Consider the following 16,739-nt stretch of genomic DNA (forward strand, 5'->3'; position numbering starts at 1 on the left):
CGACAGTTTGACAGAAGTTAATATGACTAAAGTAGATATTTACTGAAAGACTTAAAAAATATTATCAGATATTTTCCAAATTCAGTTAGTGCGTAGAAATACGAACTGACAACCAAATTTGCTTGGTGACAATAGCGTTTTGGACCCACCTGATCCCATGCCGAACTCAGTAGTGAAACGAAACAGCGCCGATGATAGTGTAGCATTTGCTATGTGAAAGTAGGACATTACCAGGCTTCAAATTGTAGAAAGCCCGATTCGAAAGAGTCGGGCTTTTTTACGTCTGCAGAAAAGTGAAATACGCGCAATTAACATCCACTCACACAACACACATCTCGTAGGTCGGGCGTAGCGACTCCCGACGAAAAGATAACATCGGTAATAGCTATAATGTTCTTATTTCACGAGCTGGGTTACCCGCTACCACGGTATTAGCCATTACGTTTTTAGTAACGACAGCACCTGCACCTACAATACTATTTTCACCAATACTAACACCCGCTAAAATAATAGCGCCTGCGCCAATCCATACGTTATTGCCTAACGCGATAGGGCCTGCAAAGTTTTCCTTATTAAGCCTTTCTGCTGGATTAGTAGCATGTGACACAGCTAAAAGCTGAACGTTCGGGCCTATTAAGCAGTCATCACCAATGGTGATTGAGTGATTGGCTAATGGCGAGTCGAGAAGTGTGCAATTAATATTCATAAAAGTACGATCACCAATAACAATTTGATTACCGTAATCGCAATGAAAACCTGATTCTATAATTACCCCTTCACCGCATTGAGCGAGCAATTCTTTAATACGTTTTAAATTGCCTTTGCTCGGGCTTTTATTGAATAGACGACATACTTCGCCTGTTTGTTTACGTAGGGCTAAAAGCTCTTTATTTATGCTATTAAATGGCTGCATTAAGGTCTTTAATTAGGTTAATTATTGCTGAGTGTATTTTACCTTTATTATTACTCGTTGAAAGCTGCTTTATTTTTGTTCGTTCACTTGCCATTTAACTAGTTTCGTTTAAAATTGCATAACTTTCGAAACGAAACTTAATTCACGAGCTCTATGACTAAACGAAACACACAGCAGCGTCGTCACAATATACTGGTTCAAGTTAATGAATTAGGTGAAGTCGCTGTTGAAAAGTTAGCACAGCAGTTTCAAACATCTGAAGTAACCATTCGCAAAGATTTAACCTCGCTTGAAAAAAGTGGTTTATTACTTCGCCGCTATGGGGGGGCTATTGCGCTGCCTAAAGAAATTGTTAGCGATGAAATAGACTCTAAGCGCAAAGTGGCTATAGCTAAAGCAGCAGCAACGCTTATAAAAGATCATAACCGCATTATTATTGATAGCGGGCGTACTACGGCCGCCATGATCCCTGAGCTTGCAAATAAGCGCGGGTTAGTTGTAATGACCAATGCAATTAAAGTAGCAAGTCGTTTATTAGCACTCGAGAACGAGCCAACACTTTTGATGACCGGTGGAACCTGGGATCCACATTCTGAGTCATTTCAGGGGCAAGTTGCCGAAAACGTATTATGCTCTTACGACTTTGATCAGCTATTTATTGGTGCGGATGGTATAGACGTAAAACGCGGCACTACTACGTTTAATGAGTTAGTTGGTTTGAGCCAAGTAATGGCAAAAGCCGCTCGTGAAGTAATTGTAATGGTTGAATCAGATAAGATTGGCCGAAAAATACCAAATTTAGAATTACCGTGGAAAATAGTAACCACATTAATAACCGACAATGGCTTAGCAGAAGATAAACGCAAAGCAATTGAGGCGTGTGGTGTAAAACTAATTTGCGCAGAGATTATGGAATAGCTACTTAGTAGCAAGCATTTAAAATTAATGGAGACACTATGTGTGGAATAGTTGGGGCAGTTGCAGAACGTCCAGTAAACAAAATTTTAGTTGAAGGCCTTAAACGTCTTGAATACCGTGGTTATGATTCAGCAGGCGTAGCATTGCTTGATGGCAACACACTTAATACTGTTAAAGCAGTAGGTAAAGTAGTAAACGTAGAAGCTGCACTTGAGAAAGCAGGCGTTAGCGGTCATACAGGTATTGCACACACACGCTGGGCAACACACGGTAGCGTTACTGAAGAAAACGCACACCCGCATGTATCAAACAACCAGTTAGCACTTGTGCATAACGGTATAATTGAAAACCACGCAAGCCTGCGCGCATCGCTTAAAGAAGAAGGTTACGAGTTCCTATCTGAAACCGATACCGAAGTAATGGTGCACTTAATTCATAAGCTTCGTAAGCAGCACACTAGTTTACTTGCTGCAGTACAAGCAGCTGTTAAGCAATTTGAAGGTGCGTTTGGCACGGTTGTATTTGATAAAGACAACGACAACGAAATTATCGTAGCACGTTCAGGTAGCCCTCTTGTTATTGGTTTAGGCCTTGGTGAAAACTTTATTGCCTCTGATCAGTTAGCACTATTACCAGTTACTCGTAGCTTCATCTTTTTAGAAGAAGGTGATGTAGCCCGCATTACACGTGACACTGTTGAAATTTTTGATGAAAATGGCAACGCTGTAGAACGTGAAGTGATTGAATCAAACATCACCCAAGATGCCTCAGGTAAAGGCGACTACCGCCACTACATGCTAAAAGAAATTTACGAGCAGCCACTTGCAGTACGTAATACCCTTGAAGGACGTTTAAACGACGACCGCGTAGCAATAGATGCCTTTGGCGACAGCGCTCAGCAAATATTTAAAGACGTAAAACACGTACAAATTATCGCCTGTGGTACGTCATACCATTCAGGTATGGTTGCCCGTTACTGGCTTGAGCAATTTGCAGGCGTTAGCTGTAATGTTGAGATTGCCTCTGAGTTCCGTTACCGCCAATCGTATGTGCACGAAAACAGCCTACTTGTTACCATTTCACAATCGGGTGAAACAGCCGATACGCTAGCTGCATTACGCCTAGCTAAAGAGCAAGGTTACATGGCATCAATGACCATTTGTAACGTACCTGGCTCATCGCTTGTACGCGAATCAGACCTAGCGTTTATGACCAAAGCGGGCGCTGAAATTGGCGTAGCTTCTACTAAAGCGTTTACTACACAATTAGTTGGTTTGTTAATGCTTACTGCGTCTATCGCGCAAGAAAAAGGCCTTGATCAAAGTGCTATTGTAAATGCTATAAAAGTACTTCCAGCTAAGTTAGAAGAAACATTGCTACTAGCTGATGGCATTGCAGACCTTGCAGAAGAGTTTGCCGACAAGCACCACTCACTGTTTTTAGGCCGTGGTTCGCAATACCCAATTGCAATGGAAGGTGCGCTTAAGCTCAAAGAGATTTCGTACATTCACGCAGAAGCCTACGCAGCGGGCGAGCTAAAACACGGCCCATTAGCACTTATTGATGCCGACATGCCAATTATTGTTGTAGCACCAAATAACGAATTGCTAGAAAAGCTTAAATCAAACGTAGAAGAAGTACGCGCACGTGGCGGCATTATTTACGTATTCGCAGATAAAGATTCACACTTTGAGTCAGACGACACAATGCGTGTTATTAACGTAAACCACACTGACGACATTATTGCGCCAATTGTTTACACACTGCCATTGCAGTTACTGTCGTACTACGTAGCAGTAATTAAAGGTACTGATGTTGACCAACCACGTAACTTAGCTAAATCTGTTACTGTTGAGTAAAATCAAAAGGTTGGTAATTACCTGTTAAAGATAAAAAGGCGCTTAATGCGCCTTTTTTTGTACCTCAAAGCCTGTTAGATTAAATAACACACTATTTTCTAAAGGATTAGTAATGCGTTTATTAACCGCTGTTTTTATATGTAGCTTATTTATAGTTTCTAATAACACACTTGCAGAGCCTGATTTAAAACAGCAAACCATTAGCTATACACAAGAAACACATACAATCAATTCAGTAATTTTAAATGAGCTACGTACCGTTGTAGTCCAGCTTCCAAAGAGTTACCAAGCTAATTCAAACAAAGTCTATCCAATTATATATCGCTTAGATGGAGCGGGTAATATACCGCTTGCCAGTGCTGTTATTGAGCGCTTACAAAATGATAATCGTGCGCCTGAGGTTATTATTGTCGCTGTTGAAAGTACTAATCGACTCAGAGATTTCTATCCTACAGTGAATAAAGAGCCACAAGGCCCAGTTGGTGAAGGGGGCGGTGCAGCAAAGTTTTTAGCGTTCTTTGAACAAGAGCTCATACCTTTAGTTAATAAGAACTATCGCACACATGACTATAAAGTGATTTCTGGCGCATCTGCTGGTGGTGTATTTGCGCTATACGTGTTGCAGGCAAACCCTGAACTATTTCAAGCGCACATTGCTTATAGTCCTGCGGTTTGGTGGAACTATGGCGCATCGGTAAAAAGTACAAAATCGTTTATAGCTAAAACGAAAGACCTGAATAACTACGTTTATATCAATATTGGCGAAGAAGCCGGCATAATGCGTGAAAGGTACGATGAATTACAGCAATCACTGCAATCGCATAAAGTACGAGGGTTACGCTTCTCTAGTGATGCGTTTGATGATGTCTCACATAACCTGACTTCGGTTGCTGGGGCATTTAATGCCTATCACAACTTATTTTTGCCTAAACAAATGTCCATAAATGATTTAACTGACGATGCAGCCTCTATTGATGCTTATTATCAAACACTATCTCAGCAATGGGGCGAGCAAATTGGGCCACCGGATCGCGCTGTTAGATCACTCGGTTATAACTTAACGGGCAGCAAGCAGTTTACCCGTGCTATTGAGGTGTTTAAGTACAATATAAAAAACCACCCAAAATCAGTCGATGCGTTTTCAGCCTTATCTTATGGCTATGAAATGCAGGGTGATACTCGCCAAGCGCTTGAACAGATGGAATCTGCTTTAGCGATTGCAGACGACTCATACCCTTATATAAATTACTTAAAAGAAACAAAAGCTAAACTACAAATAGCTTTAGGCAAAGACGATACATAACCACTTTTTAATCCAACTCGATTGTTATATATTTAAAGAGAAAAGGGAGTAACAGCTTTTCTCTTTTTCTAAAACGACATTAAAATCACTAACCCCTACTTAACGGGTAATAAATACGCTAAAATTGAAGGCTATTTTAGTAATGAGCCCGCACATTTTATGACCTCAGCCGCAAATCCTAGTAATTTCAACGAACTTGGCCTAATTCCAGAGCTAATTGCTCGATTGTCTGATCTTGAATACACACAACCTACACCTATTCAGGCACAAGCAATTCCAAGTATTTTGGCGGGAAGTGATTTAATTGCAGGGGCAAATACGGGCTCAGGTAAAACAGCAACTTTTGCGCTGCCAATGCTACAAAAAATGTTCGTTGAACAAGGTAGTAAAAGCACAGCCAGCAAAGGCAACTTTGTAACAGGGCTTATTTTAGTACCTACTCGCGAGCTTGCAACGCAGGTGGCCGATAGCGTTAAATCGTATTCTGCAAATTTTAATGGCGCGATTAAAACGGTGGCGGTATTTGGTGGTGTGTCGGTTAATACACAAATGCAGGCTCTACGCGGCGGCGCCGATATTATTGTTGCAACGCCTGGTCGTTTGCTCGATTTAATCTCAAGCAACGCGATTAAGCTCGATAATGTAACTACACTTGTGCTTGATGAAGCCGACCGCATGCTAAGCCTTGGTTTTACCGAAGAGCTTGCTGAGTTATTAGCGCTTATGCCTGCTAAAAAACAAACTATGTTGTTTTCAGCTACATTCCCAGAGCAAGTCACTCAATTAACGCAAGAGCTGCTCAATAATCCTGTTGAAATACAAGTTCAAAGTAAAGACGAAAGCACCTTAGTACAGCGCGTATTTAGCGTTAATAAAGGCGAAAAAACTACGGTTTTAGCGCATTTAATTAAAGCGCATAAATGGCGCCAAGCGCTTATTTTTGTAAACGCTAAAAAAGACTGTGAGCACTTAGCAGGTAAGCTTGAAAAACGTGGTATTAACGCACAGGTATTTCATGGTGATAAAGGCCAAAGTGAGCGTACTCGCGTAATTGAAAAATTTAAAGCCGGTGAAATAGAAGTACTTATTGCCACCGATATTGCAGCCCGTGGTTTAGATATTGCAAAACTGCCTGTTGTTATTAACTTTAACTTACCGCGCAGCCCCGCTGATTACATGCACCGTATTGGTCGAAGCGGCCGTGCCGGTGAAGTTGGCCTAGCGTTATCGTTAATTGATTACGAAGATTTTCATCACTTTAAAATAATCGAGAAGAAAAACAAACTTCGCTTAGAGCGTGAGGAAGTAACAGGTTTTGCGGTAAACCAAGCAAATCTTGATGCGGCCCTTGCGCTTAAAAACGACAAGCCAATGGCAAAGCCTGAAGGCACAGGTAAGAAAAAGAAAAAAAATAAGGCTGACCTAGAAGATGACGTATGGAGCGGTTGGAGAAAAAGGTAAGACTTAATACTATATAAGTCATTAAATCTAAGTCATTAAAAAACCCTGCAAAATATGCAGGGTTTTTTGTTGGCTCTAGTTTATTTTGTTATACAGCAAATTAAAAATCAGCAGGTGCTGGTGGCACTACTAAAGGTTGCTTAGGGTTTTCTTTAAGCTCTTTTAATAACTCTTGTACTGCACGCTCTATTGATGGATCTTGGCCTTTATAAATAAGTTCTGGGCGGTCAACCACTTTAATATCAGGTGCAACGCCTTCGTTTTCTATAATCCAGTTACCTTGAGTATCTAAAATACGGAATGTAGCCGCAATGACTTGCCCGCCATCTACAAGGCTTGGGTTACCAGAAATACCAATTAAGCCACCCCACGTACGCGTACCAATTAACTTACCTAAACCCGCTTGGCGGAAGTAGTAAGGAATTGCATCACCGCCTGAGCTTGAATAGCCGTTAATTAGCATTGCTTTAGGACCGTCATGTGCAAATTGTGGTGTTTTAGTGGGCTCGGTGCCTCGGCGTTTCCAATAGTTAAGTGGTTTACGCGCAAGCCACGTGATCATGTGCTCAGGAATAAAGCCACCACCGTTGTATCGGTCATCAATAATCATGGCGTCTTTAGTGGTTTGCGGCATGTAATTTTTAAACATGGCGCGATTACCTTCATACGCGGTATTTGGCAGGTGTACATAGCCAATACGCCCATTTGATAGCTTATTAACGTAGGCTGCACGCGAGTTAACCCAATCTAAATAACGTAGGCCTTGCTCACTGGCTACTGGTTTTACAGTTACTTGCCACGCGCCTTTGCTACGCGGTTTGCTGTTTAGCACCAGCTCAACTTGCTCACCTTGAGTGTTCTCAAGTAGTTCGTAAAAGTTAGCAACGTCTTTAACCGAGCGTCCATTAACCGCAATTATGTAATCGCCGTTATGGGCTTTTACGCCTGTAGTCCCCAGTGGTGAGCGGAAATCGTCATGCCAGTTTTCACCTTTGAAGATTTGCTCTATTTTTACGTAACCCGATGGATCGCTTGCAAGCTTAGCGCCTAATAAACCGTGGTTTTTACGTTCGGCTTTTGGCATATCGCCCGATTGCACGTAAATATGACCTGAGTTAATTTCGCCGGCAATTTCACTCAATACGTAATCAAGGTCGCTACGATGGCTAATGGCATCAGCCATAGGCTGGTATTTAGCTAAAATAGCATCCCAATCTTGACCGTGGTGGTTTTCGTCGTAGAACCAGTCGCGCAGTGTGCGCCAACCTTCTACATACATTTGTTGCCACTCAGCTTGCGGGTTAATTTTAAGCGTCATTTTGCTTAAATCTAGCTTATTAGCGTTTAGGTCTTGCTTTGGCTTAGGTTCTATTAAGCTAAAGTCGTGACCGGCTTTTACTAAAATATGTTCAGCGTTGCTAGAAACAGTATATGTGCTTACATCTTTGGCTACGGTTTCTAGTTTACTGTCGTGCTCGGTACCTATAAGTTGCAATGCGCCATTAGCAAGCATAAGTACGCCGTCTTTTACTGCGGTTAAGCCACGGTAATTGCCCGCTGGTGCGTTAAGTGCGGTAACACGCTGCATAAAGTCGCTACTTTGCAGTGCGTTTTTAACTTTTTTGTCGTCTTCTTTTTCGTCGTCATCGTCTTTTACAATCGTGGTTTCGTCACTTTGTAAGGCAATAAGCGGTTTAACACTGTCGTTTACTGCGGCCGCATAAATACGGGTGGCACGGTTAAACATGTAATCAAACTCGTAGCTGCTAAACGTAAGGTTAAAGTCGCGCTCAGAGCTAAAGTAAAGGTATTGCCCATCTGGCGAAAAGGTTGGGTTTTGCTCGTTACTCATCTCGTCTGTTAAGCGCGTTACCTTTTCTTTTTTAAGGTTGTAGTGCCACAGTGAGGCATAACGGTTTTCGTTATTTTTAACATACACAATATCTTGGCTGTTAGGTGACCACGTATATTGAGTAATGCCGTCTTCGTCGTAAATGCCGGTGTCTATTTTATGTTGCTTGCCCGATTTTGCATTTAACCACCACAGTGTGTTGTTTTTATCTGCAAACAATAATTTTGAGCTATCGGGTGACCAAATAGGTGTAAAGCGCCAAATAGTGCCATTACTAGTGAGTTGTTTAATGGCATTATTTTTACTGCGATCTTTTAAGTAAATTTCGTACTCGCCAGTTTCATCACTCATGTAAGCAATGTAACGCCCATTTGGCGACCAGCTTGCGTCTATTTCACGGCTCTTTTGTGTGTACGATAAGTTACGCGTAGGGCCTTGTTTAACAGGTACACTAAATAGCTCGCCACGGGCTGTAAATACAGCACGTTTGCCATCGTGAGAAATCGACATAGAATCAATAAAGTCGCTTACATTTTTGCTGTAAGGCATAGCGTATTGGCGCACACCTGCAATGTTAATGCTCAGCTTAGTGCTTTTTTGTGTTTTTGCGTCAAAGCGATATAAGTAACCGCCGTTTTCATACACAACTGCATTAGGGCCTGCTGAGGGCCAAAGTACGTCAAAGTTTTTATAATTAGTGAGCTTTTTAGGCTCACTGCCTTTGCGGTATTGGTAAAGGTTTAGTGTGTAATCACGATCAGATACAAAATAAATGTTCTCGCCAACCCAGGTCGGTTGCTGGTCGGTAGCGCGGTTAGTGGTAAGTTGCTCTGAAGTGTTATTTTCTAAATCGTAAATCCATACATCTTGCGCGCGCCCGCCACGGGTGCGTTTCCAGGTGCGAAACTCACGGTCGATGGGCGTGTAAACATACTTGCTACCATCAGGGGAAAGCATACCGCCGCCAGTTTCTGGAATAGCTAAAGGCTGCTCAAGGCCACCGTCGGCTGGGACCATATAAGGGCGACCCATACGTTTGCCCCACGGTGTACGGTTTGCTCTAAATACTACATTTTTGCCATCGGCTGTCCAATCTAAAACGCGGTAATCAAAACCACCACGCGGTGGCATTGGGCCAACATCGTTATAGTAGGTAAGTTGCTTAAGACCTGAGCCGTCGCTGTTAATTACATAAATTTGGCGGCTGCCGTTATATTCGGCTGAAAATGCAATGCGTTTACCGTCAGGAGAAAATTTAGGAAAGGTTTCAAAACCAATATGATCGGTTAAACGTTTACTTGCGCCTGTTTGCGTATCAGCAATATAAATATCGCCGCTGTAAACAAAGGTCACGTTTTGGTTATGAATATCCGGAAAGCGCAGTAAGCGTGTGTCTTTAGTTTCATAAGCAGATACACCCGGTGCGATAACCGCAGCCAAGAGTGCTAAGGTTGTTATTTTTTTCATGGGATTACATCCTATATTAAAAGCGGTTACATCATAACAATCAGGTTATAAATAGCGATGCACTTGTGATAAAAGGTCTGTTACAAAATGTGAATAAAAAAGGTTGGCATTAAGCTGCCAACCTTTGTGTAAATGCTCTTTATTTAGCGCATAAAATTAATGGTCGTGTTCATCTTCAACCTCAGCAATACCTAACCATGTTAAGCCTGCTGGTGGAAAAGTTAACTCTAGTTCACTTTCAATTTCTAAGTCTTCAAGGTGTACTTGCACAACGTGCTGAGCAATAGGGTCAGCAACATAAGCAAACTCACCATTTTGAGCCACCGTCATGCTAAAGCTCATACCTTCAGGCATGGTTGATACATCTTGTTCGGTAATATCAACTTGGCCTGCAAGTTCCCAGTGCATTTCGCCATCATGGTCATGCCCCGTAAGTACATTTAAAAAGCCTAAGCTGTCGAGCACTAAAAAGTGTTCACCACTGGCTGAAAAAGAATAAGATACAGCACTTGCGCCATCGGCTAGTTGCCATTCTACTTCTTCCATTTCGGCATTTTCAGGATGAATACTCAGTAATACTGAGCCACTGCCATCGTGCCCTGCGGCAACACCAAAAATAGTGTCGCTATTTTCGTGGCCATATAAAGTACCAATGCGTTCAGTGCCTACCGCTTCTATGTTTGCTACTTTTTGTGCTTCGTATACATCATCTTGTTGGTGAGCTATTAGCACACCATCACCACAACCAAATACAACATAGTCGTGATTTTGTGCTGCACCGTGTAAATCAGGACACGTAACTTCTAAGGTCTGTTCTAGCTCGTATTCACCATCATGAAAGTGATAAACACCTACTTGATCTGGCAGTACTTTAGCAACCGATGTGTTATCTGCATCGTCGCGACGAATAGTTGATAGCAAATGCTCTCCTCGTGGCTCTGCTACACCGTGCATATTTATATCGTAGCTAATACCAGGGAGTGTTGGCGTTGCGTTAGTGATATCGCTATCAGTTAATACTTCAACCGAAGCTGGCGCACCTGAATCTGCATCGCCATCGTAAAATATGGCTAATTGCCCGTCGTGTGTCATTAAGTGTGTAGGGCGGCTGCCACTTGTTAGCTCGTAGCTACTAAATGCAGGGCCTTGCTCGTAATCATGCAAGTGCTCACCGTGATCTTCGCGCCACATACCGCCGTCTATAAACCCTAGGTAATCTTGAGTTCGGTTTGTAATTACAGCGTAACGAAAGTCAGGCGAAGCCGACAACGTATTTGACTCATCGTTTAATACAAACGTATCAAGCAGTGCGTTATCGTCTAAATCAAAAAAGCTCGCTTCGTTGCTATCCCCAGCCAGTACGGCAAGTCTGCCAAGTGAGCTTATGGTATAGCCGTCGTCATGGTCGTGATCATCATCATCGTCGTGATCGTGTTCATCTTCTACAACAATAGGATCTTGTTCCACAATGTTGGTTTCTGCATCACCACAAGCTGTAATAAATGTAGTGCTAATTGCCAGTGCAATAAGCTTTAATTGATATAGTTTTTTCATGTTTATTTCCTTTAATTATAATTTTTTAACGCTTAAAAATAACCGCGAATACCTAGCGCAAAACTACGTCCTGGACGTGGCGCTATATCTTTTACAAACGAGCTGTGCACGCGTGCCTCTGTATCTGTTAAGTTGGTACCTCGTAGGTACACAGACATATCTTGGTTTAATACTGAAAGGTCGTAAGAGATGCTTACATCAACCAATGTGTAACCCTCTGTGGCTGTTTCTTGTGGGGCTGTGCGGTCTTGCTTTTGATAGCGAGTAACGTGAATATGCGCACTGAGTTTATCTGTTTGATAGCTTAGCTCGCTACCAAAACGAAGCGGTGGAGTACGGGGTAAATCGCCGCCGTTTTTAAGGCGTGCACGAACGTAATCTGAGAATAAATCTACTTTAAACTCATCAGTTAATTGCCACGCAATTTGCGCTTCAAACCCGTGTAAAATTACGTCGTCTGTTTTAAATAAATAAACCGGCAGTTCTGATGAATGGTCGTGCTCGTCAACGCCTTCTTCTTCATCGCCATGGTCGTGGCCACTTTCGGCGAATAAACCGGTGTCTATTTGGTAATAGTAATTATCTACTTGGTTGTAAAAGGCATTTAAAATAAAGCCAACATCACCTTGGGTTTTACGCAGGGTTAAATCGATATTATTGGCTGTTTCCAAATCAATTGCTTGATCAGATAAACCCAAATGGCCGTCTTCATCTAAATCAAATAGTGCACCTACTTCGTAAGTGCCAGTACCAATATGTGGCCCAAACGATAACAATTCAGAGGCAGAAGGCGCACGTTCAGAGCGCGATACCGAAAGGCCTAAGTTATAGTTAGGTGTAAAATCCCATACTACGCCTGCCGATAAACTGATAGGTGTAAATTCATGCTCTACGTCAAATACGCGGGTAATTTCTGCACTTTCTTCGTGGTCGTGTTCGTCGGCTTCTTCTGCTTCATCGTGTGCGTGAGCGTCAATATTTGGCAGTAACACGTCGCCTGCTTCAATAGTTACACGCTCTATCCGCCCACCTACTTGCACTAAAAAATCACCAAAGTGTCTTTCTTCCATTAGTGCTACAGCAAAGCTTTCGGTTTCTGATGGAGGCGTAAAGGCCTCTTCACCTTGTGCTTCAACATCGCTTTGTTTGTAATGAAAGCTAATGCCGCCATTCCACTCGCTAAACTGGTTATGTAGTAGGTCTATACGTAATTCATTTGTTTCGTTTTTAAATGTGGTGCCTACAGCGCCACCTTCAATTTCAGCGTGTTCGTAGTCGGTATGGCCAACGCGCAGGTTTACTTTGTTTAACCATTTATTATCTAGGTTGTACTCACCTAATAATTGCACCTTAGTTTGTTCTAAATCAGCAAATACGCTTTCTTCTTCGTCGCTGTGTTCTTCCTCTTCTTCCTCGCCGTGCGTATGGCCTGGAATGCCGTATTGACGATTAAATTGCTCTACTGCTAAGCCAATAAATCCGTTATCCATTAAATAGCTAGCGCCAACAGTAAAACCGTCAGACTCTTCATTACTGTTTTCAACAGTGTAATCGCCACTATGGCTTTCACCATCGCTATCTATATCGGCAGCTACAGGCACCTCGTAGTCGTCGGCCTCACGCCAAAATGCATCGGCGTAAAAAGCCACCGAGTCTGTGCCTGTGGTGGCATTAAACGAGGCTACTTTTTGGTTATCTACCGAGTTATGTTCTACGTTCCACTCGCCGCGTGTTGTGCTGTCGGTTGGTACACGGCTATCTACTACATTAACCACACCACCAATCGCTCCGCTACCATAAAACAGTGTTGCTGGGCCGCGTAATACTTCAATTTGTTGTGCGGTAGAGGCTTCTGATGCAACAGAGTGATCAGGGCCAACGCGCGACACATCGCTTACATCAAGGCCATTTTGAGTAATGAGTACACGCGGGCCGCTTAAACCACGAATAATTGGTGTACTGGCTACTTTACCGTGAAAGTTAGTATTAACGCCTGGGAGTTTTTCAAGGCTGTCGCCAAGTGTTGCAGATTGTTGTCGTCTTAGTTGTTCGCCAGATAAAACGCTAACTGGTGAGGCAGATTCCATTGCCGACATATGAATAGGGGTTGCTTCAATATCAATAACTTCAATAGGCGAGCGCTTTAAATTAAACGTAACCGATTGGTTTTCATCATTCGTTATTGTTATATCGCGATGAAGGTGCGCATAGCCAGGGGCTACAACGTGAAGTTCTTTTAAGCCATTGTTTAGCTCTGCTATAACAAATTTACCGTTTTCGTCGGTGGTGACTTTAAGGTCTGAGCCTTCAACTTCTATAGTTGCATTGGTAACTATTTTACCTTGATTGTTTAAAACAACGCCTTCAATTGTGGATGCCAGCACACTTGCTGGTAATAAAGCTGCGATGAGAACAGCTAATTGTGATCTAGGTTTCATTTGACTACCTTGTTATATGTTATATTATATCAATTATGCGAGAAATGTTATAATGTATCAATAGCAATTAACTATTGTTACTAAAATGTCTCCTTAAAGGTAACGCTTTTGGGTAGAGGCACTAATTTAGTAGAGGAAATAATGAAGTCGAGTCAAAGTGTTATGGATCGTATGGCGATTGGTTTATCGTTAATGTGTACAGTACATTGTTTTGCAACCCCGGTTATTTTAGCGCTATTGCCAAGCTTTGCTGTACTGCAAATAGATAGTGAACAATTTCATTTATGGATTCTTGCAGCGGTATTACCCACCAGTTTATTAGCATTGAGCTTAGGCTGTAAAAAGCATAAGCGTAAGCGTTATATGGCCTGCGGCGTTATTGGGCTGTCTTTTATGATATGTGCGGTATTGCTAGGGCATGAAATAGCCGAAAAAGCGCTAACCTTAATAGGCTCAGCGTTTATTGCTGTGGCTCATTGGTTTAATTACCAACAATGCCTTAAACAAAATGATGATAATTGCCCGTGTTCAGGCGATGAATCTGATCAGGTAGCTTAGCGGTGTTAGTGCTACAAACAACTAACGTGTAGCACTTTAAATTAATGCCCTAGTGTTTAAATTTTTTAATAGCCTAAAGCTAAAAGTGAGTTAAAGTAATCATCTAATATTGGTTTATTATGCTTGGCTTAGGTTAATGAATACTGCTTTAAAATCCCTGCTGTTACTTTGCGTTTTAATGTGTTTTAAATTAAGCGCAAATACTCCGTACCAAATCCCTAGAAGCAGCGTTATTGAGCTCACTGAGCCCGTGACCAATCGGATATACCCTGTTTTTATTCAGCTTCCTAAGTCATATAAAAAGCACCCTGAAAAAATATATCCAGTTATTTATTTAACCGACGCGCCGTATACGTTTCCTATTGTGGCAGGTGCCACGCGGTATCCTATGAATAGCGGAAAAATGCAGCAGGCTATTATTGTGGCCATTAGCTACGAAAAAGGCTCCAAAGGGTCTAATAGCCGAATTAGAGACTACACACCAAATAAGGCTCAAAGCTGGAAAAAACAAACCGGTAACGCTCAAAACCATGCGCTGTTTTTAAAAAATACTGTGCTGCCATACATAGAAAATACCTACCGAGCAAGTAGCACACATAAAACCTATATAGGTAACTCTTTAGGCGGGTTATTTGGCGCCACTATTTTATTTACGATGCCCGATTTATTTAACAATTATATTATTGGCAGCCCATCAGTTTGGTTTAATAATAACGCAATTTTAGCGCTACAAGCACATAAACCTAAAGTGCCTACAAAGGTTTATATATCTGTGGGAGCAAAGGAAACCCCAAGCTTTGGTGAAGGGCAAAATATGGTGGAAGGGGCAAAGCAATTAACGCAAAAAATTAATGAACTTAGCAGTGACAATGTTGAATTAAAAAGCGTTGTTATTGAAGGGGCGAGCCATGCAACCGCATTTCCAACAACAGCGATACAAGGGCTTGATTGGGTAACAGCAAATAAGCCCTAATATTTAAAAAGCCCTAAAAGCTTAAGCGCTTTCGAGATCTTGTTTCCAGTTTGCCAGTACTTCAATAAACTCTGGGCCAATACCACAGCAGCCGCCGATAATGCTTGCACCCTGGCTGTGCCACTTTTTAGCAAAGTCTAAGTATTCTAAAGGCGAAATATCGCGATACGCTTGCGACCCTTCGTTGGCTTTGTAGTCGCGCGCTATAGGTGTAAAGCCATTAGCAAAAGCGCCTAAAATAACGCTTTTATTTTGCTTGGCTAATACCGCGTTGGTATCGCTAAAGGCTTGCTCTATAACCTCAGGAATTGAGCAATTAAAGAAAATACCAGCAACATTTTGTTCAAGCAAAGCCGCTACTGCGTCACTTACCAGTTCACCAGAGCGAAGTTTAGCTTGCTCGCTTACTTCATCATTTAAGGTAAATGCGTAATAACATAGCTTGTTTGAGCCTTTAAGTACGCTTGCCATAACGTGCGCTTCTTCAATGCTCGATATGGTTTCGCCAATCCATAAATCTATATACTCGTCTTGCGCTTTATATAGCGTATCTAAAATAGTAAATGCGCGCTCGCTTTCAAATAGTTCAGGGCGGTAAGAGCCAAATGCGGGTGGTAATGAACCTGCTACTATTACATTTTGTTTAGCGCTTTGAGCGACTTCTTTTGCAATAACGGCCGCTTGCTGTGCAAGGGCTGCGCCTTGTGCTTGGTATAGCGCTTCACCTAAATGAAAGGGCACGCAGGCATAACTATTAACGGTAATTATTTCAGCGCCTGCATCTATAAAACCTTGGTGAGCCTGCGTTACAAAATGTGGGGCTTCTATTAGAGCTTGTGCACTCCATAGAGGCTGTGTAAACGGCGCGCCTATGCGCTTAAGCTCGCGTCCCATGCCGCCATCTAAAATAGTGAGTTTATTCATAACAAGCCTTTGTGTATCTGTACAATATGGCGGTATTCAACCATGTTTTTTATAAAATCATAATGAAACTTCATCACTATTTACATGAAAAAAGCTCAACCTATTAAAAGAGCACAAAAAAAGCGACTACCCAATAAGGTGTCGCTTTTTTAGTAGGTATTATTAGCTTACTTATAAAAGGCTTCAACAGTGCCTTTTCTTGTAAGTAAAAGTGGTTGACCGCGACGATCAAGCCCTTTTGGAGATGCAAACTTTATCCAACCTTCGCTGATGCAGTACTCTTCAACATCAAAACGCTCTTTGCCGTTGAACGTGATACCAATATCGTGTTCAAAAACTTCTTCCACATGATGTGGGCTGCGTGGATTAATAGAAAGGCGATCTGGTAAAGCAGGTTTTGCGGTAGTGTCGTTCATGGTCATATTCTATATTGAATGAAGTATGCGCTATTGTAGGCAATACAAAGCTTTCGCTCAAGAGAGATAGTAGTAAATGTGTTTAAAAATGCACTAATTAATG

Annotated in this window: 12 protein-coding genes and 1 rRNA gene; 7 read left to right on the forward strand and 6 right to left on the reverse strand. The window is 42.0% G+C overall.

The genetic code is table 11. The annotated features are described in order from the left end of the window. Positions 1 to 121: 121 nt before the first annotated feature. Positions 122 to 236: ribosomal RNA gene (gene rrf, locus EU510_RS18025) — 5S ribosomal RNA — on the forward strand. A 149-nt stretch (positions 237 to 385) separates the two neighbouring features. Here the strand turns inward: rrf and EU510_RS18030 are convergent. After that, the gene (locus EU510_RS18030) at positions 386 to 913 is read right to left on the reverse strand and encodes a sugar O-acetyltransferase (protein WP_149594601.1); all 528 of its coding nucleotides are present in this window, start codon (positions 911 to 913) and stop codon (positions 386 to 388) included. A 153-nt stretch (positions 914 to 1,066) separates the two neighbouring features. Here EU510_RS18030 and EU510_RS18035 point away from each other — a divergent pair, with 153 nt between their 5' ends. The 4 genes from EU510_RS18035 to EU510_RS18050 all read left to right on the forward strand — a co-directional run bounded on the left by EU510_RS18035 (position 1,067) and on the right by EU510_RS18050 (position 6,454). Next, on the forward strand, positions 1,067 to 1,831 hold the full coding sequence (locus EU510_RS18035; RefSeq protein WP_149594602.1) for a DeoR/GlpR family DNA-binding transcription regulator: 765 nt from the start codon (positions 1,067 to 1,069) through the stop codon (positions 1,829 to 1,831). Between the two features lie 38 nt (positions 1,832 to 1,869). Beyond that, positions 1,870 to 3,690: a glutamine--fructose-6-phosphate transaminase (isomerizing) gene (glmS, locus tag EU510_RS18040; protein WP_149594603.1), complete on the forward strand. Its 1,821-nt coding sequence runs from the start codon at positions 1,870 to 1,872 to the stop codon at positions 3,688 to 3,690. Between the two features lie 112 nt (positions 3,691 to 3,802). Next, complete coding sequence (locus tag EU510_RS18045) at positions 3,803 to 4,993, forward strand: alpha/beta hydrolase-fold protein (protein WP_149594604.1); 1,191 nt, start codon at positions 3,803 to 3,805, stop codon at positions 4,991 to 4,993. Positions 4,994 to 5,152: 159 nt separating this feature from the next. Beyond that, a complete protein-coding gene (locus EU510_RS18050) occupies positions 5,153 to 6,454 on the forward strand; it encodes a DEAD/DEAH box helicase (protein ID WP_149594605.1) in 1,302 nt (433 codons plus the stop codon). A 100-nt stretch (positions 6,455 to 6,554) separates the two neighbouring features. On the opposite strand, the gene EU510_RS18055 is transcribed toward EU510_RS18050, so the two are convergent. The 3 genes from EU510_RS18055 to EU510_RS18065 all read right to left on the reverse strand — a co-directional run bounded on the left by EU510_RS18055 (position 6,555) and on the right by EU510_RS18065 (position 13,765). Next, positions 6,555 to 9,773, reverse strand: a complete 3,219-nt coding sequence (locus EU510_RS18055; RefSeq protein ID WP_149594606.1) for a S41 family peptidase — start codon at positions 9,771 to 9,773, stop codon at positions 6,555 to 6,557. Between the two features lie 156 nt (positions 9,774 to 9,929). Then, positions 9,930 to 11,327 carry a 5-methyltetrahydrofolate--homocysteine methyltransferase gene (locus EU510_RS18060; protein ID WP_149594607.1) on the reverse strand — a complete coding sequence of 466 codons (1,398 nt, stop codon included), beginning with the start codon at positions 11,325 to 11,327 and terminating at the stop codon, positions 9,930 to 9,932. A 32-nt stretch (positions 11,328 to 11,359) separates the two neighbouring features. Next, positions 11,360 to 13,765, reverse strand: coding sequence for a TonB-dependent receptor (locus tag EU510_RS18065; protein WP_149594608.1), 2,406 nt, complete (start codon positions 13,763 to 13,765; stop codon positions 11,360 to 11,362). Between the two features lie 141 nt (positions 13,766 to 13,906). Here EU510_RS18065 and EU510_RS18070 point away from each other — a divergent pair, with 141 nt between their 5' ends. Together EU510_RS18070 and EU510_RS18075 are read left to right on the forward strand one after the other, a co-directional pair. Beyond that, positions 13,907 to 14,323, forward strand: a complete 417-nt coding sequence (locus EU510_RS18070; protein ID WP_138540492.1) for a MerC domain-containing protein — start codon at positions 13,907 to 13,909, stop codon at positions 14,321 to 14,323. Between the two features lie 136 nt (positions 14,324 to 14,459). Next, entirely contained in the window at positions 14,460 to 15,296 is an 837-nt protein-coding gene (locus tag EU510_RS18075) for an alpha/beta hydrolase (protein ID WP_149594609.1), read from the forward strand. A gap of 21 nt (positions 15,297 to 15,317) precedes the next feature. Here EU510_RS18075 and EU510_RS18080 read toward each other — a convergent pair whose 3' ends face one another. Continuing rightward, positions 15,318 to 16,220 (reverse strand): homocysteine S-methyltransferase family protein, encoded by a 903-nt coding sequence (locus EU510_RS18080; RefSeq protein ID WP_149594610.1) that lies wholly within the window; start codon positions 16,218 to 16,220, stop codon positions 15,318 to 15,320. A gap of 167 nt (positions 16,221 to 16,387) precedes the next feature. Beyond that, positions 16,388 to 16,636, reverse strand: a complete 249-nt coding sequence (locus EU510_RS18085) for a DUF3297 family protein (protein ID WP_002963088.1) — start codon at positions 16,634 to 16,636, stop codon at positions 16,388 to 16,390. Between the last annotated feature and the right edge of the window lie 103 nt (positions 16,637 to 16,739).

Source organism: Pseudoalteromonas sp. FUC4 (genome assembly GCF_008370255.1).
Taxonomy (GTDB): domain Bacteria; phylum Pseudomonadota; class Gammaproteobacteria; order Enterobacterales; family Alteromonadaceae; genus Pseudoalteromonas.

Coding starts and splice junctions, on each gene's coding strand:
- EU510_RS18050 (WP_149594605.1), top strand. CDS start 5,153: ATGACCTCAGCCGCAAATCCTAGTAATTTCAACGAACTTGGCCTAATT.
- EU510_RS18055 (WP_149594606.1), bottom strand. CDS start 9,773: ATGAAAAAAATAACAACCTTAGCACTCTTGGCTGCGGTTATCGCACCG.
- EU510_RS18075 (WP_149594609.1), top strand. CDS start 14,460: ATGAATACTGCTTTAAAATCCCTGCTGTTACTTTGCGTTTTAATGTGT.
- EU510_RS18085 (WP_002963088.1), bottom strand. CDS start 16,636: ATGAACGACACTACCGCAAAACCTGCTTTACCAGATCGCCTTTCTATT.
- EU510_RS18030 (WP_149594601.1), bottom strand. CDS start 913: ATGCAGCCATTTAATAGCATAAATAAAGAGCTTTTAGCCCTACGTAAA.
- glmS (WP_149594603.1), top strand. CDS start 1,870: ATGTGTGGAATAGTTGGGGCAGTTGCAGAACGTCCAGTAAACAAAATT.
- EU510_RS18065 (WP_149594608.1), bottom strand. CDS start 13,765: ATGAAACCTAGATCACAATTAGCTGTTCTCATCGCAGCTTTATTACCA.
- EU510_RS18080 (WP_149594610.1), bottom strand. CDS start 16,220: ATGAATAAACTCACTATTTTAGATGGCGGCATGGGACGCGAGCTTAAG.
- EU510_RS18035 (WP_149594602.1), top strand. CDS start 1,067: ATGACTAAACGAAACACACAGCAGCGTCGTCACAATATACTGGTTCAA.
- EU510_RS18070 (WP_138540492.1), top strand. CDS start 13,907: ATGAAGTCGAGTCAAAGTGTTATGGATCGTATGGCGATTGGTTTATCG.
- EU510_RS18045 (WP_149594604.1), top strand. CDS start 3,803: ATGCGTTTATTAACCGCTGTTTTTATATGTAGCTTATTTATAGTTTCT.
- EU510_RS18060 (WP_149594607.1), bottom strand. CDS start 11,327: ATGAAAAAACTATATCAATTAAAGCTTATTGCACTGGCAATTAGCACT.